Origin of the sequence: Erwinia billingiae Eb661, from assembly GCF_000196615.1 — a bacterium.
GTDB classification, from domain to species: domain Bacteria; phylum Pseudomonadota; class Gammaproteobacteria; order Enterobacterales; family Enterobacteriaceae; genus Erwinia; species Erwinia billingiae.
In genome coordinates this window covers 2,854,379-2,881,199 of the sequence record NC_014306.1, presented here as the reverse complement: position 1 = coordinate 2,881,199, position 26,821 = coordinate 2,854,379, and the positions used below count along the sequence as shown (strand labels likewise).

Genomic DNA, 26,821 nt, shown 5'->3' with positions numbered 1-26,821 from the left:
CCATGACCACATTAACCATTAATAATAAGTCCGTGCCGTTTGACGACGATGAACAGATGCCTCTGCTGTGGTTCCTGCGTGATGAAGCGGGCCTGACCGGCACCAAATTTGGCTGCGGTATTGCCATGTGCGGTGCCTGTACCGTACATCTGGATGGCGTTCCCGTTCGGGCCTGTCAGACCACCGTGGCGGCAGCAAAAGATAAACACATCACCACCATTGAAGGTATAGGTGCCAGCAACATCGGTCAGATTGTACAGAAAGCCTGGGTGGATCTGGATGTGGTGCAGTGTGGTTACTGTCAGTCCGGGCAGATTATGTCAGCCACGGCGTTACTGGCACAAAAGCACCATCCCAGCGATGCGGATATTGATGCCGCAATGAGCGGCAACGTCTGCCGCTGTGCCACCTATGCGCGTATTCGCGCGGCGATCCATCAGGCAGCCACCCATTTGACTGAGGAGAGCAACGGATGAAAACAGGAGTGAAACGATCGCTTGGTGTGCTGGGATTACTGGTGCTGGTGGCGGTGATTTACTGCGCATACCCGATCCTGAAACCTGAAGGCGCAGAGCCGGTTTCCCCCATTGCCGGTGCGTCTGCCGCCATGAGCAGCCAGATCGAGCGCGGTGAATACCTGGCCAAAGCCGCCGACTGCGTGGCCTGTCATACGGCGCCTGGCGGTAAGCCTTTCGCCGGAGGATTCCGCTTTCCTCTGCCGTTTGGCGCGATTTATGGCACCAATATTACTGCGGATAAGGAAACCGGTATCGGTAACTGGAGCGACGATCAATTCGTTGCGGCGGTGAGAGAAGGCGTCAGTCCGCACGGCAATCTCTATCCGGCGATGCCTTATACCTCCTACACCGGCATGAGCCGTGATGATGTGCTGGCGATCAAAGCCTGGCTGTTCAGCCTGCCGCCGGTGAAACAGGCTAACCGTGCCAACGACCTTTCCTTCCCCTTCGATCAGCGCTGGGGCATGACCTTCTGGAATCTGGCCTTTTTCAATAATCAGCGTTTTGCGCCGGTTCCTGAGCAGGACGATGAATGGAATCGCGGCGCCTATCTCGCCGGACCACTCGGTCACTGTGCGGAATGCCATACTCCACGCAATATCGGCTTTGGCCTGAAGAGCGGCAAGGCGTTAAGCGGCGAAGTGGTGCAGGGTTGGTTTGCCGGCAATATTACGCCGGATAAAGAAACCGGTATTGGCGAGTGGACCGACGCCCAGCTTTCACAATTCCTTGCCGCAGGGCACGCGGAAGGCCGGAGCAGCGCGTCAGGCCCGATGGCGGAGGTGGTGCAAAACAGCACGCAGTATCTGACGCCAGAAGACAATGCGGCGCTGGTGAAGTATCTGCGACATATCGAACCGGTTGCCACGGATGCCAGCGCCAAAGTGAACTTGCAGCCCGAAGGCGCGACGCGTTCCAGTGCGATTCTGCCTGCATCGCAGACATCCTCTCAGGGGCAGCAGCTCTTTGCCGGTGACTGCAGCGGTTGCCACCTGTGGAATGGTGCCGGACGGCAGACGCCTTATGCCTCGTTAAAAGGCAGTACGGCGGTTAACGATCCGCAAGGTCGCAGTGTGGTGCAGGCGATGTTGCGCGGCACCCATCTGAACGTGAACGATCAGGTGCTGGTGATGCCTGACTTTGCCGAAAAATATTCCGATCAGGAAGTTGCGGCGGTAGCAAACTACGTACTGCTGCAGTTTGGTGGCAAGCAGGGAACGGTGACCGCCGAACAGGTTGCCAGGCAGCGTAAAAATTAATACCGCGATCCTGCTGCTGGCTGCGGGACATAGCCGGCGCTTCCGCCAGGCCACGGGTGAGCATAAATTACTGGCGCTGGTCAACGGCAGGCCGGTCCTGCAGCACACGCTGGACCAGGCGGCCGCCACCGGGCTGCCGGTCTTTGTGGTCACCCGGCCAGAGGATCATCGTATCCATGCGTTATTGGCCGGTGTCACGCCGGTATTTTGCCACAGTGACGGCATTGGCCATTCGATAGCGGCAGGCGTTAAAGCCTGTGACAACTATGATGGCGTGCTGATTTCACTGGGCGATCTGCCCTGGCTAACCACCGCCAGTTATCTGGCCGTGGCTGAAGCGTTGGAACAACATCCTGTGGTGCGCGCGGTGGTGGCGGGTAAACAGGGGCATCCTGTGGGATTCCGCCAGCGGTTTTATCCTGAACTGCTGACCTTACAGGGCGACGTGGGTGCGCAGATGCTGATGCAGACAAACTTACCGGAACCGGTTTTTCTGACTGACCGTGGTTGCCTGCTGGATGTCGACCGGCCGGACGATCTTTTGATGCGAGATAAAAAATAATGATCACTCTCGACCAGCGCGTGGTGAATGCCGCACTGAAGTGGTGTCAGTCCGCACAGCCCGTATGGGTCTGTACGGTTCTGCGTACCTATGGCTCTTCGCCTCGCGCACCGGGAACCCTTATGGCGGTAAACAGCGAAGGCGAATATTGCGGATCGCTGTCTGGCGGCTGCATTGAAGAGGATTTTCTGACACAGCTGGCGGCAGGCAATTACCGCGCATGGAGCCAGATTATTCGCTACGGCGAGGGGGGAATGCGTCCGGATGTGCAGCTGCCCTGTGGCGGAAGCCTGGAGGTGTTGATTGAATACCTGCCACCTGACGCGGCGGGTTTAACGCTGTTGCAGGCGATGCAGCAAGCTCTGTCCGGCAAAATGCAGATGGTGAAAACGGTGGTTGTGGGGGCGCGTGCCGACTGGTATCGCCTTTCGCCCGCGCAGAAATTGCCTGTACTGGACTACAGCGATCGGCAAATCCTCCTGCCGGTCGGTGCGATTCCTGAGCTGCTGATCGCGGGCTACTCGACGGTGGCATTTGAGTGTATCCGCCTTGGCCAGATATTGGGGTTCCACGTTCGCGTTTGTGAACACCGGCAGGAGATGCTCAGCGAGCTGGAGTTGCATTTTGCCGGTGCCGATAATGTGACGATTGTGCCGCAGCATCCCGCCCGCTGGCTCGAACTGCATGGCGCTCATCCCTCGGTCGCCATCGTTTCCTTAACCCACGATCCGCGGATTGATGAGCTGACGATGATGGAAGCCATCAATACGCCTGCTTTTTACATTGGCATTATGGGGTCGGTAAAAAACAGTGAAAAAAGAAAGCATCGTCTGCAGAAGATGGGCGGTATGCAGCCTGAGGATCTTACCCGCATTAAAGGCCCAATCGGTCTGGCGATAGGCAGCAAAACGCCGGCCGAAATCGCCCTGTCAGTGATGGCGGATATTGTGAAAACCCGTAATGGTGTTTAGGGTCAGCGCGATTTAACCATAAAGGGGTGTTATTAATGAATTATGCTCATAGCGGCAATACAGTTTCGGCCCATTATCTTACGCCTGGCTACAGGTAAAATAGGGGCATTCACTTTCTCTGGAAATTACTATGGATGACGCATCTCAGCGTTTGAAGTCCTTTACCGTAAAGTCGTCCGGCATGACGTTTGTTATTATTCTTAGTGCCTTAATGGCCTTTACCTCGTTATCTACCGATATCTATCTGCCCGCCATGCCGATAATGGCAAATGAACTGCACGGCGACGCTGAACTGACCATTACCGGTTTTTTAATCGGTTTTTGTATTGCTCAGCTGATCTGGGGGCCGTTAAGCGATCATTTTGGCCGTAAAAAACCACTGTTTGTCGGTCTGGTGCTGTTTATTATTGGCTCGATCGGCTGTGCGCTCTCTACCGACATCACGCAGATCGTTTTCTGGCGCGTGTTCCAGGCGCTGGGGGCCTGCACCGGTCCGATGCTGGCTCGCGCCATGATCCGCGACCTGTTTGGTCGTACCCGTGCCGCGCAAATGCTGTCGACGCTGATGGTGATGATGGCTATCGCGCCGATTGCCGGGCCGCTGATCGGCGGGCAGATGATCAGGGTCACCTCGTGGCACAGTATTTTTTGGCTGCTGGCGGTGATTGGCTGCGTCATGCTGATAGTTATTTGCTGGCTGCCTGAAACCTTACCGGAAGATAAAAGGGTCAAAGCCTCTTTACCGGGCGCCTTCAGCAATTATTATCTGCTGCTGAAGAATACCCAATTTATGCGTTTTACCTTATGCGTGACGTTTTATTATGTCGCTGCCTATGCGTTTATTACCGGTTCTCCGTTTGTCTATATCACTTACTTCCACGTCGATCCGCAGCACTATGGCTGGCTATTTGCCGTTAACGTTGTCGGGCTAATGGGGGTAAGTATGCTTAACCGAAAGTGGGTTCACCGCTATCCGTTAGCGTTACTGCTTAAAATTGCGACCGTAATTGCTGCGTTGGCCGCTGTGCTTCTCGCCGTCTGTGCCCGCTTTGAAGTCGGCGGGATCGTGATGGTTATTCTGCCGGTGTTCGTCTTCTTTTCCATGAACGGCATTATTGCCGCCACCTCCACCGCGTCGGCGATGGATGCCGTGCCCAACGTTGCCGGTTCCGCATCAGCCCTGATTGGATCGCTTCAGTATGGCAGCGGCATTATCTCGTCAATACTGCTGGCCTTACTCAGCGACGGCACGTCCTGGACCATGGGCTGGATAATTGCAGCTTTCACCCTGGCGGCGGCGGTCATGGCGTTAACCGTGTCATCCCGGTCATCCTGACAAGGCTGTCAGGAAATTGTCAGCTGAATGTTGGCGACTATCTCGCAAAGTAGCGCTTAAAAGTGAATCAGGAAAAATGCCTAATGCGAATATTGTTTGTCGAGGACGAAGAGAAAACCTCCTCCTATCTTAGCCGGGCGCTGGGTGAATCCGGCTTTACCGTCGATGTTTCTGCCGACGGGACGGAAGGGTTGTACTACGCGTTGGAATTTGATTACGACGCTGTCATCCTCGACGTCATGCTGCCAGGGATGGATGGCTATCGCGTGCTTGAAGGGATCCGCGCGAGCAAACAAACGCCGGTGCTGATGCTCTCTGCCCGTGGCTCGGTTGATGAGCGGGTGAAGGGCCTGCGGCTCGGGGCGGATGATTATCTGCCAAAGCCTTTTTCCCTGATAGAGCTGGTTGCGCGTATTCAGGCGCTGGTTCGTCGCCGCGCGACGGATGGCGCCGATATTACCCAATTACATATTCACGACCTCCATCTGGATTTGTTGGCGCGGCGGGTTGTCCGCGCCGGCAACCGGCTGGAGCTGACGGCGAAAGAGTTTGCACTGCTCAGCCTGCTGGCCCGTCATCAGGGGGAAATCCTGTCAAAAATGATGATTGCAGAACAGGTCTGGGATATGAATTTCGACAGCGATGCCAACGTGGTTGAAGTGGCCATAAAGCGCCTGCGCGCCAAAATTGATGCGCCCTTCGACGTCAAACTGCTGCATACCGTGCGGGGAATGGGCTACGTACTGGAAGTCAGGTCACAGCCTCAGCCCTGAGTGGAGAGAAAAGATGCTTAAGCGCTCCATATCCGGGCGTCTCGCCCTGATGTTCGTTCTGAGTATTGTGCTGATTATCGCCACGCTGGGTCTGCTGCTACGCAGCTCACTGCATGACTCGCTGCAAAAGCAGATGCATAACGAACTGCTTTTTCGCCAGTCGTTGATGAGCCCATGGATTACGGCGCGGACCTCGCTTGAGGGCTGGTCAGTACTGTCAGATAAATTTTCCGATTTAGCCAGCTCGGAAGGTGAGCGGGTCCGTTACTGGATAGTCAGTGACGATGCGCGGTTCAACGTGGGCGGCGCGCCGCCAACCGGCGTCGACTGGCGCGCGCTTCAGGAAGGGTTTAACAAAGTACCGGGGGCGTCAGAAAACGCCTGTTCTCTGTATTTACTGGTTAACACGCTGCCGGCCAGAGGCGAACGGCCGGCGCTTCGCTATATTGTTGCTATCGATTCCACCCCTTATATGGGCACGCTTGATGCCTTCACGCGCACACTGCTGATCGTTTCCGCCTCCGGTGTATTCCTTGTGGCCTTGCTCGGCTTTGGCATATCCCGTATTGGCCTGCGTCCGGTGGGCATGCTTAGCGAGCAGGCGCATCGCCTGGCCCCCGGCGATCACCGGCAAAGGCTGAATACCCATGCCTTGCCTGAGGAGCTCAGGCAGCTGGCTTTCTCCTTTAACGGCGTGCTGGAAAGGCAGGCGGTGGCCTGGCGACAGCTGGAAAGCTTTAATGCGGATGTTGCCCATGAACTGCGCACGCCGCTCACCAACTTGATTGGTCAGACGCAGCTGGGGCTGTCTCGCCGGCGTTCGCAGGAAGAGCTTGAAGAACTGCTCGGCTCGAACCTGGAAGAGCTGGAGCGGATGGCCTCCATTGTTAACGACATGCTGTTTCTGTCACATGCCCATGCGGGTGAACATGCTTCCCAACTTGCGCAGGTTTCTCTGCGGGAAGAGACCTTTAAAACCGCTGAGTACGTTGAGCCCTCGTTTGCTGAAAAACAGCTGGTTCTGCGGGTTGAGGGTGATGCACTGGCCCACATCGATCGTCGGTTGTTTCACCGTTCGCTGGCGAACCTGCTGGAAAACAGCGCACGCCACTCCGCTCCGCAGAGCACCATCACCGTCAGCCTGAGCGAAACCCGCACGGAGGCCACGGTGGCCGTATCCAATCCCGGTGCCGCGATTGCCCCCGAGCATTTGCATCGCCTGTTTGAGCGGTTCTACCGGGTGGACTCCTCCCGCGCGAAAAGTGACACTCACCATGGGCTGGGATTATCTATCGTCCGTGCCGTTGCCATTATGCATCGCGGTGAAGTCTTCGCGCGCAGCGAGCAGGGCATAAATACCTTTGGTCTGACGTTTTCGCTGTGGTCGGATAGCCTGAGTGCACAGAGCGATCCGCGATCGGCAGTAGGGACACGGCAGCATGCGTTGCCCGTTTTAACTGACAAGATTGTCAGCAAGCCGTCAGCCTGATGACATGGCGGCATGGTTAGAATCATTGCAACGCGCATCTCCCGATAAAAGGACGCCTTGCATGATCGTAAAAGCTCACTGTCTGTTGCTGTTATTGCTGTCTTTCACCACTGCGGCGCAGGAGGGCGCTGTTTCAGCCATGCTCTCCGCGCGACAGCAGGCTATCCCGTTAATTGCGGCCTCTATGGCCAGCAGCAAGATGGCCGAACTGGATAAAGCGCTTAATCAGGGACTGGACGCCGGATTAACCGTCAATGAAGCGAAAGAGATTCTGGTTCAGCTATACGCCTACACCGGCTTTCCGCGCAGCCTGAATGCGCTGAATGTGTTGATGAACGTCACCGAGGCGCGCAAGCAGCGCGGTATCAAGGATGTTGCTGGAAAGGAACCGGTCCAACCTGTTCCCGTAGGAGATGAACTCCGCCAGCTGGGCATTGCCAATCAGACAAAGATTTCCGGTGGGCCGGTGCAGGGGCCGCTGTTTGAGTTTGCTCCAGCGATCAATCAGTTCCTGCAAACCCATCTTTTCGGCAACATTTTTGCCCGCGACAACCTCGACTGGCAAAGCCGAGAACTGGCTACGGTCGGTGCGTTAGCCGCTACGCCGGGCGTGGAAGCACAGCTGCTGTCCCATATGCGGGCCAGCCTGCGCGTCGGGTTGAGCAGTGAACAACTGCAGCAGGTGGTGGACATGTTGCGTGATAACGGTGAGCAGGCAGCTGCCGGGCGCGCTGAACTTGCGCTGATTAAGGCGCAGGAAAACCGGAAATAACGCCTGACCTGATTAAAAGGAGACAGCATGTCATCTTTGCATAATACCGATCGCAGAAGGCTACTCACCGCACTGGCAGGCGTCGCCGTGGCCAACAGTATATTTACCCCAGCCGCCGCCAGCCCGGTGATTAAACAAAATAACAGTCGAAAGCTGGTGGTCTGCTTTTCCAGAAGCGGCAACACGCGGGTGATCGCCGGCGTGATCCATCGCAGCCTGAAAACCGATTACGTTGAGATAGAACCGCTAACCGCGTATCCCGCCGATTATTTCCAGACCGTCGCGCTGGCCAAAAAACAGCGCGAAGAGGGCGTTAAGCCCGAGTTGAAAAATAATGTCATTGAGTTGGCAGGTTACCAGACAATTTATTTAGGCTTTCCCATCTGGGGGACCAGCGTTCCGCCCGTGGTGCAAACCTTTCTGAGTCGCCATAACCTGGCGGGCAAGCTTCTGATCCCCTTTATTACTCACGGGGGATTTGGTGTCGGGGACAGTGAGGAGATTCTGGCCAATCTTGCTCCGCAGACCCGCAGAGAGAAACCGCTGGTGATTGAATGCGATCAGGAAAGAAAGATCACGGAAACGGTCATGCAGTGGTTAGAGGTCATTCGTAGCTAAGGATGTTTAATTCCGGTGAACCCTGTTCAGCCTGGCTGAATAACGTATCTGTTCGGGCGGCATGTGATGCGCGCCCATTAAGAGGAAATACGCGTGAACGCACTCTTTAAAACGTTCGGCCTGCCTTTGTTGGTAGGTGTTTTTATGGTCCAATCCGCCGCAGCTGAACCGCTGGTCATTCAGTCGCAAGGCAGCTTTTCTGCAGGCGGTGCCGTGGCTACGGCGGCGGGCAAATTTGATGCGAAAAAGCCACTTGATCCTGCCGGTCAAACGTACCATGGCGATCACGCGAATGTGTTTTATCAGATCCCGGTTAATCCGCATAAATATCCCATCGTGATGCTGCACGGGGCGGGACAGTTTTCGCGAACCTGGGAGTCAACGCCAGACGGCCGGGAGGGATTCCAGAATATCTTTCTTCGCCGGGGGTTCTCTACCTATCTGGTCGATCAGCCGCGTCGCGGCGGTGCAGGGCGGAGCATGGTGGAAACTTCAGTGACGCCAAAACCCGATGAGCAACTGTGGTTTAATCAGTTCCGTCTGGGCGTATGGCCCGAGTACTTTAAAGGTGTGCAGTTCTCACAGGATAAAGAAGCCCTGAATCAGTACTTCCGCCAGATGACGCCGAATACCGGGCCGTACGATGCGAAGGTGATTTCAGATGCGATGTCTGCCGTCATCGATAAAGCCGGTCCGGCTATTCTGTTCACGCATTCCCAGGGCGGCGGGCCGGGGTGGTATACCGCTATCAAGAATAACAAAGTCAAGGCTATCGTGGCGTTTGAGCCCGGCAGCGGCTTTGTTTTCCCTGCCAATGCGTTACCGGCAGCAATGCCCAGCGCGTTTGATATCTTAAAAGGGGAACCTGTTCCACTGGAGCAGTTTATGGCGCTGACGCACATTCCCATTCTGATCATTTATGGCGACAACATCCCCGACAAACCGGTCGCGATGCCGGCTCAGGATAGCTGGCGCGTACGCCTGGCGATGGCAAGACAGTGGCGCGATGTGGTTAACAAACAGGGTGGTGATGTGAAGGTTATCCACCTGCCAGAAATCGGCATCATGGGAAATACGCATTTTGCCTTTTCCGACCTGAATAACGTGCAGATTGCGGACGTGGTCAGCCAGTTCCTCAAAGAAAAAAACCTGCAGTAAATCCCCCATTAGCTGCGCGCATTGATTAATGAGCGCAGCTAATAACCCCTAGCAGATTATGCCCTCTTATCGAATCAATCCCGCCAGGCTATGCTGATCGAAACTCGACAAAGGATAACGCTATGCAAACTGTAAAACTGAACAACGGCATCGAAATGCCGCTTCTCGGCTTTGGTGTCTTCCAGATGACCGATGCCGCCGAATGCGAGCGCGCCGTCATTGACGCCCTCGAAACCGGCTACCGCCTGATCGATACCGCCGCTTCCTATCAAAATGAAACGCAGGTCGGTAACGCGCTTAAGCAGAGCGGCATGGCGCGTGACGAACTGTTTGTTACTACCAAGCTGTGGCTGCAGGATGCCAGCTATGAAGGGGCGAAAGCGCAGTTTGAGCGTTCATTAAATCGGCTGCAGCTGGATTATGTCGACCTTTACCTGATTCATCAGCCGTATGGCGATGTGCACGGCGCGTGGCGTGCGATGGAGGAGCTGCATCAGGCCGGTAAAATTCGTGCCATTGGCGTCAGCAACTTCCAGCCGGATCGCCTGGCGGATCTTATCGCCTTTAATAACATCGTTCCGGCGGTCAATCAGGTCGAAGTGAATCCGTTCAACCAGCAGCTTCATGCCGCGCCGTGGATGCAGAGTCGCGGCATTCAGCCCGAAGCCTGGGCCCCGTTTGCGGAAGGAAAAAATGGTCTGTTCCAGCATCCGCTATTGACCGCCATTGGCGAAAAGCACGGTAAAAGCGTCGGGCAGGTTGTCCTGCGGTGGATCTTCCAGCGCGGCATCGTCTCGCTGGCGAAATCCGTTCGTAAAGAACGAATGGAAGAGAACATCAATGTGCTGGATTTCGCGCTAAGCGACGCTGAAATGATGCAGATAGCCGCACTGGATACGGCAACCAGCGCCTTCTTCTCGCACCGTAACCCGGCAATGGTGGAATGGCTGACCGGCCGTAAGCTCGACGTCTAATCACACAGAATGAAACCTGAGGAGAGAGAAATGCAAAAACGTTATTTGGGCAACTCAAAACTTGATGTTTCAGCGCTGGGGCTGGGCTGTATGGGCCTCAGCCACGGCTATGGTCCGGCGACGGAGTCGCGTCAGGCTGTGGAACTTATTCGCGCGGCGGTAGAGCGTGGCGTCACCTTCTTCGACACCGCAGAGGTTTATGGACCCTACCTCAATGAAGAGGTGGTTGGCGAGGCGTTAAAGCCTTATCGCGATCGGGTTGTCATCGCCACTAAATTTGGCTTTACCTTTGGCAACGATAATAAGCAGCAGATCCTCAACAGCCGCCCGGAACATATCCGCGAAGCCGTTGAAGGCTCGCTGCGCCGCCTGAAAACCGACGTCATCGATCTGCTTTATCAGCACCGTGTCGATCCCGACGTGCCGATTGAAGACGTGGCGGGAACGGTAAAGGATCTGATCGCCGAAGGTAAGGTAAAACACTTTGGCCTGTCAGAGGCTGGCGCAAAAACCATCCGTCGTGCGCATGCCGTACAGCCGGTCACCGCGCTGCAAAGCGAATACTCTATGTGGTGGCGTGAGCCGGAGCAGGAAATTCTGCCGCTGCTTGAGGAGCTGGGGATTGGTTTTGTGCCGTTCAGCCCGTTAGGAAAAGGCTTCTTAACCGGCGCGATTAAACCGGGCACCACCTTTGGCGAAGATGATTTCCGCAGCAAAGTGCCGCGTTTTGCTGCCGAAGCGATGGCCGCCAATGAAAAGCTGGTGACGCTGCTGGGCCATCTTGCCGCAGAGAAGGGCGTGTCCTCGGCGCAGATTGCGCTGGCATGGCTGCTGGCACAAAAGCCGTGGATCGTGCCTATTCCGGGGACCACCAAGCTCCATCGCCTGGAGGAGAATCTGGCCGCGGTGGATATTGTTCTGTCGGGTGATGAGATGCATAAGCTGACTCAGGCGCTGGAAACCATCAAAGTGATCGGCGAACGCTATCCCGCCGCATTACAGGCGAGAGTCGGCGGCTAACCTCAACCTTCGGCACGTTTAAACGTTCACTCAGGCGGCGAGAGCAGGAGCATCGCCGCTGATATCGCCGCAAAGGTCAGCAGAGCAGGCACCACGCCAGCTGCTGCGGATAGCTGGCCAAATAACACCGATCCCGCAACCTGACCTGCGGCCAGCGCGAAGAAAACCGCCGCCACGCCGGTGGCGGGCGCGTTGTTTGTCACCGCACCCCCACTCACCAGTAAAACGCCGGACAGCGTTACGTATCCTGCGCCGCAACAGGCTACCGCCAGGAACAGCCACCCGTGCATCTGCTGACTCACGGCCAGCAGTACCAGCGGTGCGGCCATTGCCAGTTGCGAAAGACGGTAAACCTGCTTCATTCCTATGCGCTCAGCCAGCGGACCGGTTAGCGCCCCCATCACTCCCGCACCACCCCCGACCAGCCACAGCAGATTGACGGTACCGACTTCGACATTAATATGATGACGCAATACATCCGGGCCAAAATTCCACCAGGCGGCGCTGGCTATGCCGCTGAAGAAGGCGATCAGCATCAGGTTTAGCATGGCGCGTTGCAGCAGCGTTTCACGCCAGCCGGGCGGTGTTTCGCGGGCCGTAGTTTGCCCAGGCGGCACGTAGCGCAGGATCGCCGGCAGGCAAGCCAGGGCAAAAAGGGTGAAGACAAGACAGGCTGCGCGCCAGCCTCCCGGCAGAAAGTACAGTACCGGTACTGACAGGATAATCCCGGCGCTGGTGCCGGAATTAATGATGGTATTCAACGTTGGCTGCGTCTCAGGATCGACCACCTGGTCCACTGCGGCGGCCAGCGAAGGCGAAGCTAAGCCCGGACTCAGACCGGAGATAAACAGCCCGGCTGCCAGCATCGCGGGGGATTCGGCGACGGCAATCACCGCCAGTCCTGCCGCGGCACAGCAGGCGGCGGCCGCTGCCATCAGTCGCGGGCCAAACCGATCGTCCAGCACAGACGAAGCCACAATGGCCAGGCAATACGCGGCAAAGCTACAGGCCGAGATAACGCCCGCCATTTGCGGGCTGAAGGGGATATCAACAATGACCTCGGGCAGCATCAGCCCCCAGGAGAAGCGCGCCATGCCGTAAGTGACGGCAATCAGCGAGGTGCCGGCGATGCCCAGCGCGATCGTTTTCATCGGCGGGTACCGCTGGCGGTAAGCAGCGCTGCCGCCTCACCGGCGCGAAAGGCGGCATCAGGCCCGGCGACCAGCGCCGCGGTAATCGCCCCTTCAAACAGCATCCAGATGGCATCCGCCAGCACCTCGCGATGCTGGCCTGGCATATTGCGCACGCAGGCCGTGATGTATTCACGCATCTCGTAGCGATAGTCCAGTGCCAGCGCCGACAGCCAGACGTCCTGTTCGGCATATTCCCCCCACGCCTTCAGGAAGAAACAGCCGGACGTGCCGTAATCCTGCATCCAGCTGCCGAGCACGCTAAACAGCTGCGCGATGGCCGCCGGATCCTCCGCTGGAAGCAGCGCCGCAGAGAAGCGATCTTTCCGGGCATTCATCACCGCCTCGGTCAGCAGTTCCCGCGAAGGAAAGTAGCGATACAGCGTGCGGGTGGAGACGCTGGCCTCGCTGCATATTCTGTCGGTGCTGGTGGCATGAAAACCGTTGCTGTAGAACAGCCGCTCAGCGGCGTTCAGGATGTCCTGTTTCTTTTTCATCCTCTAAAAGTAAACCGATCGTTTTACTTTTGCAAATCAGCCTTGGAAAAAGTCATTCAGCTCGCGGGCAATTGCTTCGGGCTGTTCTTCCGGCAGGAAATGGCCGCAATAAGGGACCACAACGCCGGTGACATCTGCTGCAAACGGGCGCAACGGTGCTGCCATATCGGGGATCGAACCCTGTTCGGCACTGATGGCGAGGATTGGCATGCTTAACTTGCCGTTAGCCTGTAATTCCCGGTTTTGCTGCGCGGACAGGGCGGCGGAACGGTAGTAGGCGAGGCCCGCGCGTAATCCACCGCTTTTCATCATAATGCGCAAATACTCCTCCATGTCAGTTTCAGAGAAAACGTCAGGGCAGGCGGTTTTGCGCTTCAGGAACCACTCCAGGTAGACGCGTTCATTTCCTGCGATCAGCGCTTCGGGCAGGTCCGGGATAACGTGAAAGGCGAAGTGCCAGGTTTTCCAGGCGGCATCCGGCGACACGGGCAGGGCATCCGGCAGGGTGATCCCCGGAATACCGGCATCCAGCAAGGCCAGGCGCTTAACCTCGTCGCCGTATAAGGCGGCATAAGGCCAGGCTACCCAGGCACCCACATCGTGCGCGGCCAGGTAATAGCGGGTGATAGCCAGTGAGCTGAGCAGTCCGTGCACCTTTGTCGCCAGCGATCGGGTGTCATAACCCGTTTCCGGTCGATCCGAATCGCCCTGGCCCGGCAGATCCGGCGCAATAATGCGGTAGGTCGATGCGAGTCGCGCCATTACCTGTCGCCATGCAAACCAGCTTTGCGGGAAGCCCGCCAGCAGCACCAGGGTTTCGCCCTGCGGATTGCCGCCGCTGACATAATGCAGTCTGACCCCCTCAACGCTGGCATAGCGATGCACAAAACCGGGAAGGGCGCTGTCAGCAAAAGTCGTGGGTTCCGCCTCGGTGCGGCGGGGCAGGACGCTTTCTGTTGTTGGCTGTTTCATCGTGGACCTCTTCAGTGATTGCCTGCGGACTGGCAGGTAGGTTGATTAGGAAATGAATGCTTCCTAAATGGGTAAATTTTTTAATCGAGCAGCTTCATCGCCAGCGTGATGGTGGCTTCGCGGTCGCTGATATTTTGCATCTTACCGACGATACGCATGCCAAAAATCAGGCATAAAATCAGTTCTGCTGCGGTCTCCACCGCCAGGCTACTGGATACCGAGCCATCCTGCTGTCCCTGGGATAACAGTGAGGTCAGCAGGCTTTTATTATGCATCACCGCCTGACGCACCAGCGCTGACAACGCCTCGTCCAGTACCTGCAATTCCGTGGCGCTGCCGACCACCAGGCAGCCACGTCTTCCTTCAACATCCTGAGCCGATTCCAGATAGAAGCGCAGTAGCTCAGCCAGTTTCTCGCGGCCGGTGGTGAACAGTGCCAGACGCTCGCGCAGCGCGCCGTTACGCAATGAGGTGTAACGCTCAAAGACCTGCAGGAAGAGCGTACGTTTATCCTTAAACGCCTTATAGATGCTGCCTGCGGTCAGGTTCATCGCCTCGCCCAAATCCGCAATCGAGGCGGCGTGGAAGCCTTTTTCCCGGAACACCAGCATGGCGTTATCCAGCGCCAGGTCGGTATCAAATTCTCGTGGGCGGCCGCGCTCTTTGCTGTGCTGCGGCAGAAGGGATGCGTTGTTCATAATAATCCAATAAGGGAACGATTGTTTCCAAAATGCCAGAAAGCGGGATAACTGGCAAGAGAGTTCTCGCTCAGCAGCCCATCGCGCATTATTCTGATATTCACCTCGTCAGTCTCAGGAGAAGCTCGTGGTTATACCTATTGCGATACCGGATGATTACCCGCGGGCAACCGCTCAGCTTGATTTCCTGCACGATAATCCGGCCTTCCAGTGCCGCGCGCTGGGCGACCTGGCGCACGATCCGCATGCCAGCGAGGTGCTGGCGACGGCTCAGGCGCTGATTTTGATCCGCGAGCGAACGCAGATTGATGCGGCGTTTCTGCGGCGAACTCCGCAACTTAAAGCGATCAGCCAGACGGGCAAAGTGGCGCGTAATATCGATCTGGTGGCCTGCCAGCGGGCTGGCGTGGCGGTGGTGGAAGGAAGCGGCTCGCCGGTGGCGCCGGCAGAACTGACCTGGCTGCTGATCATGGCTTCTCGCCGTAAGCTGGTGTCCTCGGTGAATGCTATGGCCGCCGGACGCTGGCAAACGGAGATCGGCAGGGCGGTTAACCGGCAAACCATCGGCATTCTTGGCTACGGCAAAATTGGCAAGCTGATTGCCGGTTATGCCCGTGCTTTCAATATGCAGGTGCAGGTATGGGGCAGCGAACGCGCCCGCGAGGAAGCGCGGCGCGATGGTCACAGCGTGCCTACCGATCGCACCGCCTTGTTTGCCACCAGCGATATCCTCTCTGTCCACCTGCGACTGGTCGAGGCCACCGCAGCCAGCATCACCCAGGCCGATCTGCTGGCGATGAAACCGGATGCGCTGTTTGTGAATACCAGCCGGGCCGAGCTGGTCGCGCCGGGCGCGCTACTGCATGCCCTGGGTCAGGGACGTCCGGGCTTTGCCGCGCTGGATGTCTACGAGCAGGAGCCGGTGTACGATCCGGCCTCGCCGCTGTTGCAGATGCCGAACGTGCTCTGTACGCCGCACCTCGGTTACGTCGAGCAGGCCAGCTACGAGGCCTATTTCCGCGTGGCGTTCGACAACCTCACCCGTTTTTTTGCCGGCGATCGGTCACAGGTGATCAACCCCTGAGTTCACTCTCTCAGCGCGCCGCATAAATAATAAAGGTCACCACGCCGAACACGCTCAGCCCGGCTTCGTCGTCGATATCGATGGCGGCGTAGCTGGGATTCATCGGCAGCAGCTTCACCGAAGGGGTCAGCTGCAATTTCTTCAGGGTGAATTCGCCATCAATGGCGGCAATCACCCGATCGCCATGCTGTGGCTTTAACGAGCTGTCTACTACCAGCATATCGCCGTCGTTAATATTGCCCTCGATCATCGAATTTCCCGCCGCGCGGATAAAGTAGGTCGCGCTGGGATGGCTGACCAGCAGTTCATTCAGGTCTATCCGCGATTCCACGTAATCGGCCGCTGGCGAGGGAAACCCGCAGGCGACCCGTTCAACGAACAACGGGATGGTGAGAGGACGCGGAGAAACAACAAGTTGGTGCATGTGCATAATGATGACTCAATGTTACTGTGTTTATATACAGTATTATCAATCCGCGCTGGCAATCAACCGCTGAATCTGCGGAAAAACCTACGCGCTTGTTCTGCTGAGGAATTTAGTTTCTGCCTGAAAAAACGGGGCGGAATTGCGGCCTGCGTAAATGTAAAAATTAAGTAAAAGATGCGGTCCCTCGCCGCATTCACTGAAGCTTTTTCAGGCAAGGCCGATACCTGTGCTGAATGGAGGAACTGGCAAAGAGGCACAGGATGATCAGGCGAATTCAGGTACAGGCGCTGCGCGTTGGGATGTATGTGCATAAGCTGGAGGTTTTCTGGCTCAAGCATCCGCTCGTCCACAACGACATGCTGCTGACCACCGATCTGCAGATCCAGGTGATTGCAGAAAACGGCATTAAAGAAGTCTGGATCGATCTGTCTAAAGGGCGGGCGCCGGACGAAACAGAAACAGAGATTGAAGAAGACCAGGCGGACGTGCCGCGTGGTCCCATCAGCATGCATCAAGAAGTTGAGCAGGCGCAGGCGATTTGCCTGAATGCCAAAGGGCAGGTAATGGATATGTTCAGCGATGCCCGGCTGGGACGTACCATTGACACTGTCAGCACGCTGCCGCTGGTGGATGAAATCGGCGGATCGATCAGCCGGCATCCTGCCGCGCTGCTGAGCGTGGTGCGGCTGAAAACCCATGATGATTACACCTATCTGCATTCGGTCGCCGTCTGCGCGCTGATGGTGTCGCTGGCCAGGCAGCTGCAGCTGGAAGAAGAGCAGGTGCGGCGGGCGGGAACCGCCGGGCTGCTGCATGACGTGGGAAAAGCCGGGATCTCGCTGGACATCCTTAACAAGCCCGGCAAGCTGACCGACGCCGAGTTCGACATCATGAAACAGCATCCGGTGATTGGCGAAGCGCTGCTGCGAAAAAGCGGCGGCGGCGAAGATCTGCTGGACGTGGCGTTACACCACCATGAAAAATTCGATGGCCGTGGCTATCCGCATGGCCTGGCCGGTGAAAAAATCTCGCTGCTGGCGCGGATGGCGGCGGTCTGCGACGTCTATGATGCGGTGACCTCTAACCGGCCTTATAAGGCAGGCTGGAATCCGGCCAGCGCCATGCACCAAATGGCCAGCTGGGAAGGGCACTTCGACCGCAAGGTGTTTTTCGCCTTTGTGAAGGCGGTGGGCATCTATCCGGTGGGCTCCACCGTGCGTCTCGCCTCAGGACGCATTGCGGTGGTCGCCGAGCCGGGCGGAGGCTCACTGCTGCAACCCAAAGTCTGCGTTTTTTATTCACTGGTCACCAACCAGAGGCTGTCACCGGAGATCGTCGACCTCGCCGATCGCTTCTGCTGGGACAGCATCACCGGCCCGGAAGAGTCCACGAACTGGCACGGCATCAATGTTGACGCGCTGTGGATGAAGCCGGTAGCCTGAAGGTCGAGTAAAGGCGGATCGTTCCGCCTGAACAATTACCCGTTTCACTCACAGTTTTTCCGAGTCATTCCCGCTAAACATTTCGCCTTTCTCCTATGTCTTTTTCCCCAGTAATTTGGCAGGCTGGATGCATCGATCCGGGCTCAAAGCCGCGTATTGTCTGGCAGAGTCGGGATCAGCGTCTATACTGAATGCTGATATTGCTGCGTTTTCCTCGTGCGTTGTGGGTGATCAGATACGCCATCTGACCCTCCCCCGTGAGTTGGGCCGTAACACAGCCTGATGAACGTATCGCCGTAACACACTCAATCAGGAGGAATACTTTGAACACCCAGAATGAATCCGCGCCCCCGTTATCCGCCAGCGGCCGGTATGCTTTTTTCTTCGATGTCGATGGTACTCTGGCTGCCATTCAGTCCCGTCCGGATGAAGTGTTTATCCCCGGAGAAGTGATTTCTCACCTGGACCGCCTCAGCCGCCTGACCGATGGCGCGCTGGCACTGGTTTCGGGCCGGCCGATGTCTGAGCTGGACGCGTTAGTCGCACCCTTACACCTCCCACTGGCTGGCGTTCACGGTGCTGAACGACGCGACGGCCAGGACAACATTGAACGCCTGTCCCTGCCGGATGACGTCGCCCGTTCGCTCTCTGCTTTACTGGGCGACGCGATGGCAAAAATGCCGGATACCCAACTTGAAACCAAAGGAATGGCCTTCGCGCTGCACTACCGGCGTGCGGAACACTATCAGCAGGACGTGCTGGCGCTGGCCGAGGCGATGGTCGAACGTTTCCCGGTGCTGGCTCTGCAACCGGGCAAATGTGTGGTTGAGCTGAAACCGAAAGGCGTCAGTAAAGGGGCTGCGATTGACGCGATCATGCAGCAGGCCCCGTTCGCCGGCAGAACGCCTGTGTTCATCGGCGACGATGTGACAGATGAAGCCGGATTTAAGGTTATCAATGCTATGGACGGCATCGCCATTAAAGTGGGCGAGGGACCAACGGAGGCCGGCTACCGGTTACCGGACGTCGCTGCGGTTTACCACTGGCTTGAACAAACACTATTACAACTAGATCAAGACGAAACAACGTCGGTAAGGAGTCAAGGTTATGAGTCGCTTAGTAGTCGTATCTAACCGCATCGCTGTACCTGATGGGACCAAGGCCAGCGCAGGCGGTCTGACTGTCGGGATCGTGGATGCCCTGAAAACCACCGGTGGACTGTGGTTTGGCTGGAACGGCGAAATCAATGAAATCGGTGAAGATGACGAAGATATGGACCTGTTCGAACAGGACAACGTCACCTACGCCTCTTTCGGGCTGAATCAAAACGATTACGACCTGTATTATCTGCAGTTCTCCAATGCCGTGCTGTGGCCCGCTTTCCACTACCGGCTTGACCTGGTTAACTTCCAGCGTGAAGCCTGGGAGGGTTACTGCAACGTCAACACGCTGCTGGCTAACCGCCTGCTGCCGTTGCTGAAGCCGGATGATGTGCTGTGGATCCACGATTATCACCTGCTGCCATTTGCGGCCGCGCTGCGTAAGCTGGGCGTGAATAACCGCATCGGATTCTTCCTGCATATTCCGTTCCCAACGCCGGAAATCTTCAATGCCCTGCCGCCGCACAATGAGCTGCTGGAAATGATGTGTGATTACGATCTGCTGGGCTTCCAGACAGAGAGTGACCGCACGGCGTTCCTTGAATGTCTGTCGCTGATGACGCAGTTGCAGACTGACGGCAAGCAACATCGCGCCTTTGGCAACACCTTCGCCACTGAGGTCTACCCGATCGGCATCGAGCCAGACAGCATTAAAGAGATGGCGGAAGGGCCATTGCCGCCGAAGATGGCTGCAATGAAAAAAGATCTGGGCGATGCGAAAAACATCATTGCCTGTGAGCGTCTGGATTATTCCAAAGGGCTGCCTGAGCGTTTCCTCGCTTATGAAGCGCTGCTGGAGAACTATCCTGAGCATCACGGCAAGATCCGCTATTCGCAGATTGCCCCGACCTCGCGCGGTGACGTGCAGGCCTATCAGGACATCCGCCATCAGCTGGAAACGGAAGCCGGGCGCATCAACGGCAAATACGGCACGCTGGGCTGGACGCCGCTGTATTACCTTAATCAGCACTTCGATCGCCGTCTGCTGATGAAAATCTTCCGCCTGACCGATATTGGTCTGGTGACGCCGCTGCGCGATGGCATGAACCTGGTGGCGAAAGAATATGTCGCCGCACAGGACCCGAACGATCCGGGTGTGCTGGTGCTGTCTCGCTTTGCCGGTGCCGCCAACGAGCTCACCTCCGCACTGATTGTGAACCCTTACGATCGTGATGAAGTGGCCGCTGCGTTGAACCAGGCGGCGACCATGCCGTTGAACGAGCGTATCTCTCGTTATAACGACATGATGGCCGTGCTGCGCCGCAACGATATCAGTAACTGGCGTAAAACCTATCTGAAGGATTTGCAGGCTGTAAAGCTGCGCACACCGGAGCAGGGGGAGGCCAATAAGGTCGCCACCTTTCCGCGACTAGCATAATCTGTGCCAGTAACCAAAAGGGCGATCTCAGATCGCCCTTTTTTTCGACCAAAATCAGCACCATAAATGAGACAGGGGTCTAAGTTTTCCTCAAAAAAGAGCCATTTATAAGAAAAATAACGAAAATTGACCCTTTTCACTAAAGAATGTCTGCAGAGTGCCGATACTTACCCTGATAGCTCACAATTCCGCTAAAACATTCATATCACTAATGTAACTGCCGATTACATCCCTTTACACGCCCTAAACACAAGCCGGATAAGGCTTACGAAACGCTATCGCTTACTGATAGAAACCTGCGCTATGTCACATTTCAGTCATCATACACATCCCTGACAGTCACCTTTCGTGACTATTTTGTGATCGCTACTTACCTCGCATATCCAGCATTAAATTCTGATTATTTTTGTCAACATAGATAGTTGAGCTGATATTGATCTAAATCACGCACCCGTTCCGTTTAATACTCGTAACCAGAATCGTTTTCATTTGGAAATGTTCCAAACATGTTAAAAACTGACAAAAAGGGGGTAAATTGATTAGTTAGTGAACTAATCAACAGTATCGCTGAAGGGTTATTTTAGTTAAATTACCCCAAAAGTGTGATCTGCGTCACACTTTATCTAAAATTTGGCCTGGCCCTCGTTGTATGTCGAAATCAGAGGGGATAGAGTTGCCTTGTTTTCGGAATAGTCCTAAAAGGTAGTAAGAAAAGTCTGACTCTAAGGTCAGACAAAGCGGACGGAAAACAGGGAAGCAGTACTGGCAAAATGAGTTAATGACTACTTTCTGGACAGGCGCTATTTGGCACCTTACAGCTTCGCAAACGTTTGGCTTCTGCCACTAAATTATTTGCCAACTTAGATCTACAAATCAGCAACAAGGTAGCGGCGTAATCCGCAAACGTTTAAGTAGTGTCAGTCAGGATGGAAAAAAAAATGGGTACATCAGAATTACTCAAACATATTTACGACATCAACTTGTCTTATTTATTGCTTGCACAACGCCTCATTAACCAGGAAAAAGCCTCTGCGATGTTTCGTCTCGGTATCGATGAAGCGATGGCAGATACACTTTCTCAATTAACTCTGCCTGAAATGGTGAAGTTAGCTGAAACGAATCAGCTTGTTTGTCAGTTTCGTTTTAACGACCACAATACAATTACTCGCTTAACGCAGGAATCACGCGTGGACGATTTACAGCAAATCCACACCGGTATTCTGTTATCCAGCCGTTTATTACGCACCGTGTCGGGTAAAAGCGACGAGTTGCCTAAAAAGAGAGCGAGCTAATGAGTGAAAAAAGTATTGTCCAGGAAGCGCGCGATATTCAATTAGCGATGGAGTTGATCTCGCTGGGCGCGCGTCTGCAGATGTTAGAAAGCGAAACGCAGCTGAGTCGTGGCCGTTTAATTAAATTATATAAAGAACTGCGCGGTAGCCCACCGCCGAAAGGCATGCTGCCGTTCTCAACCGATTGGTTTATGACCTGGGAACAGAACATTCACTCTTCTATGTTCTGTAACGCCTGGCAGTTCCTTCTCAAAAGCGGGTTGAGCAAGGGTGTGGACGCGGTAATCAAAGCGTACCGACTCTATCTCGAACAGTGCCCGCAACAGGACGAAGGCCCGCTGTTGGCGCTGACCCGCGCCTGGACCTTAGTCCGGTTTGTTGAGAGCGGAATGCTCGAACTGTCCGATTGCAAAAGCTGCAACGGCAGTTTCATCAACCACGCACACCAGCCAGTTGGCAGCTTTGTCTGCAGCCTGTGCCAGCCGCCATCCCGTGCGGTAAAAAGACGTAAACTTATCGGGGAATCTGCCGATAACATTTCACAACTGCTGGAGGAAGAGATTAAACAAGCCGTTTAATTCTCCTCACAACGTGGAATGCATCCAGCAGCGGTTATTTAACCGCTGCTTTTTTTTTGCCTGCGGCGGGTAGAAACATCCTGAAGCGCTCTTCTTCAACCCACACGTCACCAGACGTAAGGATTTAGTGTGTTAATTATTATTGGGTATATCCTGGTACTCGGGTCGGTGTTGGGGGGCTACGCGATGGTCGGTGGCCACCTTGGCGCTCTCTATCAACCTTCAGAATTGTTGATCATCGGCGGCGCCGGTATTGGCGCATTTATCGTGGGGAATAATGGCAAAGCCATTAAAGCCACGATGAAGGCACTGCCATTATTAATGCGCGGCTCAAAATATAACAAAGCCGTCTATATGGATCTGATGGCGTTGCTGTACCGCATTATGGCCAAATCCCGCCAGCAGGGCATGTTATCGCTGGAAGCGGATATTGAAAGTCCGCAGGAAAGTGAAATTTTTGCTAATTACCCGCGCATCCTTGCCGATAAAAGATTAGTGGACTTCATTACCGACTATTTGCGTCTGATGGTCAGCGGCAATATGAACGCCTTTGAAATCGAAGCGCTGATGGACGAAGAGATTGAAACCTACGAACACGAATGCGAAGTGCCGGCAACGGCGCTGCAAACGGTAGGCGATTCTCTCCCGGCTTTCGGCATCGTGGCGGCGGTAATGGGGGTGGTACATACGCTGGCATCCGCCGATCGCCCGGCAGCAGAGTTAGGGGCATCGGTCGCACACGCGATGGTGGGAACCTTCCTCGGCATTTTGTTGGCCTACGGATTTATCTCTCCGTTGGCCGGGGTGTTACGCCAGAAATGTGCAGAAACCACCAAGATGATGCAGTGCATCAAAGTGACGTTGCTCTCCAGCCTGAATGGCTATGCGCCGCAAATCGCGGTTGAGTTTGGTCGTAAGACGCTGTACTCAACCGACCGACCGTCGTTTACCGAGCTGGAGGAGCATGTCCGTAACGCAAAATCACCAGCGAAACAGACTTCAGACCAGGACGCATGACGCATGAAGCATAACAATCACCCCATTATTCTGGTTAAGAAAAAGAAGCATAAAAGACATGAGGGCGGTCACGGCTCATGGAAGATTGCCTATGCCGACTTTATGACCGCGATGATGGCTTTCTTTATGGTGATGTGGCTGTTGTCGATCGCGAACCCTCAGGAATTGGTGCAGATTGCCGATTACTTTAAGACGCCGTTGAAAGTGGCACTGACCGGCGGTTCAAAAAGTAGCGAAAGCATCAGCGTGATCCCCGGCGGTGGCGAGGACCCAACCCAGAAATCGGGCGAGGTCCACAAGGTGGTGGATATGGATGCGCAGAAACGCAAGCTGGATGAAATCCGTCTTAACCGTCTGCGTGAAAAGCTCGACCAGCTGATCGAATCGGATCCACGGTTGAAGGCCCTGCGTCCCCATTTGATCATCAATATGGTGGAAGAGGGGCTGCGTATTCAGATTATCGACAGCGAGAACCGGCCGATGTTTAAAACCGGTCGCGCGGAAGTCGAGCCGTATATGCGCGATATTTTGCGGGCAATTGCACCGATCCTGAACGATATACCGAACAAAATCAGCCTTGCCGGCCATACCGATGATTTTCAGTATGCCAACGGCGACCGCGGATACAGTAACTGGGAACTGTCTGCCGACCGCGCGAACGCCTCACGGCGTGAGCTGGTCACCGGCGGACTGGATAGCGGCAAGATGCTGCGCGTGGTCGGGATGGCCGACACCATGAGTTTAAAAAACCGCGGCGCGGATGATGCTGTAAACCGTCGAATCAGTCTGCTGGTGTTGAACCACGACACGGAGCTGCAGATTGAGAAAGAAAACTCGGAGAGCGACGCGACGCAAATCAGCGACAGCAATGCGGGCAGTCTTAAAGAAATCGTCGCACCGGCACTCCCTGCCGATGCCACAAAAAAACCAGACCCTCAACCCCCAGTGGCTGAGCCAGCAGGCGATCAGGTAAAACCGACAGCATCCGCTCCGGCTAACCCGGTACCGGCGGCCCAGACCGATCGCGACTCACAGCAGAGGTGATCCCGTGAGCATGGATATTAGCGATTTTTATCAAACGTTTTTCGATGAAGCCGACGAACTGTTGGCCGACATGGAACAACACCTGCTGGGGTTAGACCCACAGGAACCGGATTCGGAACAGCTTAACGCTATCTTCCGTGCGGCCCACTCGATTAAAGGCGGGGCGGGTACCTTTGGTTTCACTGTGTTACAGGAAACCACGCATATTCTGGAAAATATTCTCGACGGCGCTCGTCGCGGCGAAATGCAGCTGAGCACCGATATCATCAACCTGTTTTTGGAAACCAAAGATATTATGCAAGAACAGCTGGATGCCTATAAAACCGCCACGGAACCGAATGCCGCGACGTTTGAATACATCTGTCAGGCGCTGCGCCAGTTAGCGTTAGAAGCCAAGGGTGAAGTGATTGAACCGCCTAAAACGCTGGCAGCCGCGGCGAACGCGCCTGTGGCGGCCGCCGGTCTGAGACTGGCGCTGGTGGACCTGAAACCGGCAGAAATTCCATTAATGCTGGAAGAACTGGGGAATCTGGGCACCGTTTCTGACGTGGTGAAAGGCGAAACCTCGGTTGAAGTGACCCTTGACTCTACCGTCGATCAGGATGACATCGTTGCGGTGCTGTGCTTTGTGATTGAAGAAGCGCAGATCCAGTTCCTGACGGCGCCGTCAGCACCAAAAGCGGTTGAGCCAATCGTTGAAGCGGTGGCTGAAGAGCCGGTTGCACCCCTGGCCACGGTCACCGACATTACGCCGGCGAAACGTGAAGCACCGAAAAAAGCGGCCGCCAAAGCCAGCGAATCCACCAGTATCCGCGTTGCGGTAGAGAAAGTGGACCAGTTGATTAACCTGGTTGGCGAACTGGTTATCACCCAGTCGATGCTGGCGCAGCGTTCCGGTGAATTGGATCCGGTTGCCCACGGCGACCTGCTGAACAGCATGGGGCAGTTAGAACGTAACGCCCGTGACCTGCAGGAATCGGTGATGTCCATCCGTATGATGCCGATGGAATATGTCTTCAGCCGCTTCCCACGTCTGGTGCGCGATTTGGCCAGCAAGCTGGGTAAAGAAGTGGAGCTGACCCTGCAAGGCAGCTCGACCGAGCTGGATAAGAGCCTGATCGAACGCATTATTGACCCGTTAACGCACCTGGTGCGTAACAGTCTGGATCACGGTATCGAAACCCCGGAAAAACGTCTGGCCGCCGGCAAAGACGCCATCGGTAATCTGATCCTGTCCGCGGAACATCAGGGCGGCAACATCTGCATCGAAGTGGTTGATGACGGTGCCGGTCTGAACCGTGAACGTATCCTGGCGAAAGCGCTGTCGTCTGGCCTGCCGGTCAGCGAATCGATGAGCGATGAAGAAGTAGGCATGCTGATCTTCGCCCCTGGCTTCTCCACGGCGGAGCAGGTGACTGACGTCTCGGGTCGCGGTGTCGGCATGGACGTGGTGAAACGAAATATCCAGGAGATGGGCGGTCACGTCGAAATCTCCTCGAAGCAGGGTAAAGGCACCACCATTCGTATTCTGCTGCCACTGACGCTGGCCATCCTCGACGGCATGTCCGTGCGCGTGGCGAACGAAGTGTTCATTCTGCCGCTGAACGCGGTGATGGAATCGCTGCAACCGCTGGCAGACGATCTGCATCCGCTGGCCGGTGGCGAGCGCGTGCTGGAAGTGCGGGGTGAATACCTGCCGCTGGTTGAGCTGTGGAACGTGTTCGATGTGCAGGGCGCAAAAACCGAAGCAACGCAGGGCATCGTGGTGATCCTGCAAAGCGCCGGTAAACGCTATGCGATGCTGGTCGATCAGCTGATTGGCCAGCACCAGGTGGTGGTTAAAAATCTGGAAAGCAACTATCGCAAAGTGCCGGGTATCTCGGCAGCAACCATCCTCGGTGATGGCAGCGTGGCGCTGATTGTCGACGTATCGGCTCTGCAGTCTCTCAACCGTGAAAAGCGTGTGGCGGGAGCCGCAGCCTGACTTTAACCGATTAAGGGTAGAATTATGAATGGAATGGCAACTGTCTCTAAACTCACTGGCGAAACCGTAGGTCAGGAGTTCCTGGTGTTTACGCTGGGTGACGAAGAATACGGCATCGATATTTTGAAAGTGCAGGAGATCCGCGGTTACGATCAGGTTACCCGCATCGCCAACACGCCTTCCTTTATCAAAGGCGTGACCAACCTGCGCGGCGTTATCGTGCCAATCATCGACCTGCGCATTAAGTTCGCGCAGTCCGATGTCGGGTATAACGAAAACACCGTGGTGATCGTGTTGAATCTGGAACAGCGCGTGGTCGGTATCGTGGTTGACGGCGTGTCTGACGTGCTGTCACTGACCCAGGATCAGATCCGTCCTTCCCCGGAATTCGCCGTGACCATGTCGACCGAATATCTGACCGGCCTGGGTGCACTGGGCGATCGCATGTTGATTCTGGTCGATATTGAGAAGCTGCTGAACAGCGAAGAAATGGCGTTAGTCGACGTGCTGCGTAGCGCCTGATAACCGTTGTTTTTCCTGTTGAAAAAGGGCCTTGCGCAACACGCAGGGCCCTTTTTTTAGTTACAATATTATTTCGTCTTTGTTTT

At 55.6% G+C, this 26,821-nt stretch carries 27 protein-coding genes; 22 read left to right on the top strand and 5 right to left on the bottom strand.

Annotation, left to right across the window (positions count from 1 at the left end; all coding sequences use genetic code 11):
* The first annotated feature begins 2 nt into the window (after window positions 1–2).
* The 12 genes from EBC_RS14555 to EBC_RS14500 all read left to right on the top strand — a co-directional run bounded on the left by EBC_RS14555 (window position 3) and on the right by EBC_RS14500 (window position 11,450).
* Window positions 3–476: a (2Fe-2S)-binding protein gene (locus EBC_RS14555; RefSeq protein ID WP_013202581.1), complete on the top strand. Its 474-nt coding sequence runs from the start codon at window positions 3–5 to the stop codon at window positions 474–476.
* Window positions 473–1,777 (top strand): c-type cytochrome, encoded by a 1,305-nt coding sequence (locus tag EBC_RS14550; protein ID WP_013202580.1) that lies wholly within the window; start codon window positions 473–475, stop codon window positions 1,775–1,777. Before EBC_RS14555 ends, EBC_RS14550 begins: the two co-directional genes overlap by 4 nt.
* Window positions 1,755–2,339, top strand: coding sequence for a nucleotidyltransferase family protein (locus EBC_RS14545; RefSeq protein ID WP_231853659.1), 585 nt, complete (start codon window positions 1,755–1,757; stop codon window positions 2,337–2,339). The genes EBC_RS14550 and EBC_RS14545 overlap by 23 nt, the downstream gene beginning before the upstream one ends.
* Complete coding sequence (locus EBC_RS14540; protein WP_013202578.1) at window positions 2,339–3,310, top strand: XdhC family protein; 972 nt, start codon at window positions 2,339–2,341, stop codon at window positions 3,308–3,310. The genes EBC_RS14545 and EBC_RS14540 overlap by 1 nt, the downstream gene beginning before the upstream one ends.
* A 130-nt stretch (window positions 3,311–3,440) precedes the next feature.
* Window positions 3,441–4,646, top strand: a complete 1,206-nt coding sequence (locus EBC_RS14535; protein ID WP_013202577.1) for a multidrug effflux MFS transporter — start codon at window positions 3,441–3,443, stop codon at window positions 4,644–4,646.
* An 83-nt stretch (window positions 4,647–4,729) separates the two neighbouring features.
* The gene (locus tag EBC_RS14530) at window positions 4,730–5,419 is read left to right on the top strand and encodes a heavy metal response regulator transcription factor (RefSeq protein ID WP_013202576.1); all 690 of its coding nucleotides are present in this window, start codon (window positions 4,730–4,732) and stop codon (window positions 5,417–5,419) included.
* Between the two features lie 13 nt (window positions 5,420–5,432).
* The gene (locus EBC_RS14525; RefSeq protein WP_013202575.1) at window positions 5,433–6,908 is read left to right on the top strand and encodes a heavy metal sensor histidine kinase; all 1,476 of its coding nucleotides are present in this window, start codon (window positions 5,433–5,435) and stop codon (window positions 6,906–6,908) included.
* A 61-nt stretch (window positions 6,909–6,969) separates the two neighbouring features.
* Complete coding sequence (locus EBC_RS14520; RefSeq protein ID WP_013202574.1) at window positions 6,970–7,680, top strand: carboxymuconolactone decarboxylase family protein; 711 nt, start codon at window positions 6,970–6,972, stop codon at window positions 7,678–7,680.
* Between the two features lie 27 nt (window positions 7,681–7,707).
* Window positions 7,708–8,298, top strand: a complete 591-nt coding sequence (locus tag EBC_RS14515; RefSeq protein WP_013202573.1) for a flavodoxin — start codon at window positions 7,708–7,710, stop codon at window positions 8,296–8,298.
* A 144-nt stretch (window positions 8,299–8,442) separates the two neighbouring features.
* Entirely contained in the window at window positions 8,443–9,456 is a 1,014-nt protein-coding gene (locus tag EBC_RS14510; protein ID WP_049789656.1) for an alpha/beta hydrolase, read from the top strand.
* Window positions 9,457–9,578: 122 nt separating this feature from the next.
* Complete coding sequence (locus EBC_RS14505) at window positions 9,579–10,430, top strand: aldo/keto reductase (RefSeq protein WP_013202571.1); 852 nt, start codon at window positions 9,579–9,581, stop codon at window positions 10,428–10,430.
* A 30-nt stretch (window positions 10,431–10,460) separates the two neighbouring features.
* A complete protein-coding gene (locus tag EBC_RS14500) occupies window positions 10,461–11,450 on the top strand; it encodes an aldo/keto reductase (protein WP_013202570.1) in 990 nt (329 codons plus the stop codon).
* Window positions 11,451–11,476: 26 nt separating this feature from the next.
* On the opposite strand, the gene EBC_RS14495 is transcribed toward EBC_RS14500, so the two are convergent.
* The 4 genes from EBC_RS14495 to EBC_RS14480 form a co-directional block, all read right to left on the bottom strand.
* Window positions 11,477–12,601: an MFS transporter gene (locus tag EBC_RS14495; RefSeq protein WP_013202569.1), complete on the bottom strand. Its 1,125-nt coding sequence runs from the start codon at window positions 12,599–12,601 to the stop codon at window positions 11,477–11,479.
* Window positions 12,598–13,137, bottom strand: a complete 540-nt coding sequence (locus EBC_RS14490) for a TetR/AcrR family transcriptional regulator (RefSeq protein WP_013202568.1) — start codon at window positions 13,135–13,137, stop codon at window positions 12,598–12,600. The genes EBC_RS14495 and EBC_RS14490 overlap by 4 nt, the downstream gene beginning before the upstream one ends.
* A gap of 36 nt (window positions 13,138–13,173) precedes the next feature.
* Window positions 13,174–14,109, bottom strand: a complete 936-nt coding sequence (locus EBC_RS14485) for an alpha/beta fold hydrolase (RefSeq protein ID WP_013202567.1) — start codon at window positions 14,107–14,109, stop codon at window positions 13,174–13,176.
* A gap of 80 nt (window positions 14,110–14,189) precedes the next feature.
* Window positions 14,190–14,807, bottom strand: coding sequence for a TetR/AcrR family transcriptional regulator (locus EBC_RS14480; protein WP_013202566.1), 618 nt, complete (start codon window positions 14,805–14,807; stop codon window positions 14,190–14,192).
* Window positions 14,808–14,934: 127 nt separating this feature from the next.
* Here EBC_RS14480 and EBC_RS14475 point away from each other — a divergent pair, with 127 nt between their 5' ends.
* A complete protein-coding gene (locus EBC_RS14475) occupies window positions 14,935–15,891 on the top strand; it encodes a D-2-hydroxyacid dehydrogenase family protein (protein WP_013202565.1) in 957 nt (318 codons plus the stop codon).
* A gap of 10 nt (window positions 15,892–15,901) precedes the next feature.
* Here EBC_RS14475 and umuD read toward each other — a convergent pair whose 3' ends face one another.
* The gene (umuD, locus tag EBC_RS14470) at window positions 15,902–16,321 is read right to left on the bottom strand and encodes a translesion error-prone DNA polymerase V autoproteolytic subunit (RefSeq protein WP_013202564.1); all 420 of its coding nucleotides are present in this window, start codon (window positions 16,319–16,321) and stop codon (window positions 15,902–15,904) included.
* Between the two features lie 257 nt (window positions 16,322–16,578).
* Here umuD and EBC_RS14465 point away from each other — a divergent pair, with 257 nt between their 5' ends.
* The 9 genes from EBC_RS14465 to cheW all read left to right on the top strand — a co-directional run bounded on the left by EBC_RS14465 (window position 16,579) and on the right by cheW (window position 26,735).
* A complete protein-coding gene (locus tag EBC_RS14465; protein ID WP_041692030.1) occupies window positions 16,579–17,760 on the top strand; it encodes an HD-GYP domain-containing protein in 1,182 nt (393 codons plus the stop codon).
* Window positions 17,761–18,083: 323 nt separating this feature from the next.
* The gene (gene otsB, locus EBC_RS14460; protein WP_013202561.1) at window positions 18,084–18,893 is read left to right on the top strand and encodes a trehalose-phosphatase; all 810 of its coding nucleotides are present in this window, start codon (window positions 18,084–18,086) and stop codon (window positions 18,891–18,893) included.
* Window positions 18,868–20,298 carry an alpha,alpha-trehalose-phosphate synthase gene (otsA, locus tag EBC_RS14455; protein WP_041692029.1) on the top strand — a complete coding sequence of 477 codons (1,431 nt, stop codon included), beginning with the start codon at window positions 18,868–18,870 and terminating at the stop codon, window positions 20,296–20,298. Before otsB ends, otsA begins: the two co-directional genes overlap by 26 nt.
* A 938-nt stretch (window positions 20,299–21,236) precedes the next feature.
* The gene (flhD, locus tag EBC_RS14450) at window positions 21,237–21,590 is read left to right on the top strand and encodes a flagellar transcriptional regulator FlhD (protein ID WP_041692028.1); all 354 of its coding nucleotides are present in this window, start codon (window positions 21,237–21,239) and stop codon (window positions 21,588–21,590) included.
* Window positions 21,590–22,168 carry a flagellar transcriptional regulator FlhC gene (gene flhC / locus EBC_RS14445; protein ID WP_013202558.1) on the top strand — a complete coding sequence of 193 codons (579 nt, stop codon included), beginning with the start codon at window positions 21,590–21,592 and terminating at the stop codon, window positions 22,166–22,168. The genes flhD and flhC overlap by 1 nt, the downstream gene beginning before the upstream one ends.
* A 129-nt stretch (window positions 22,169–22,297) precedes the next feature.
* Window positions 22,298–23,185 (top strand): flagellar motor stator protein MotA, encoded by an 888-nt coding sequence (motA, locus tag EBC_RS14440; protein ID WP_013202557.1) that lies wholly within the window; start codon window positions 22,298–22,300, stop codon window positions 23,183–23,185.
* 3 nt (window positions 23,186–23,188) lie between these two features.
* Window positions 23,189–24,229, top strand: a complete 1,041-nt coding sequence (motB, locus tag EBC_RS14435; RefSeq protein ID WP_013202556.1) for a flagellar motor protein MotB — start codon at window positions 23,189–23,191, stop codon at window positions 24,227–24,229.
* 10 nt (window positions 24,230–24,239) lie between these two features.
* Complete coding sequence (cheA, locus tag EBC_RS14430; protein WP_013202555.1) at window positions 24,240–26,213, top strand: chemotaxis protein CheA; 1,974 nt, start codon at window positions 24,240–24,242, stop codon at window positions 26,211–26,213.
* Between the two features lie 24 nt (window positions 26,214–26,237).
* Window positions 26,238–26,735, top strand: coding sequence for a chemotaxis protein CheW (gene cheW / locus EBC_RS14425; protein ID WP_013202554.1), 498 nt, complete (start codon window positions 26,238–26,240; stop codon window positions 26,733–26,735).
* The last annotated feature ends 86 nt before the right edge of the window (window positions 26,736–26,821 follow it).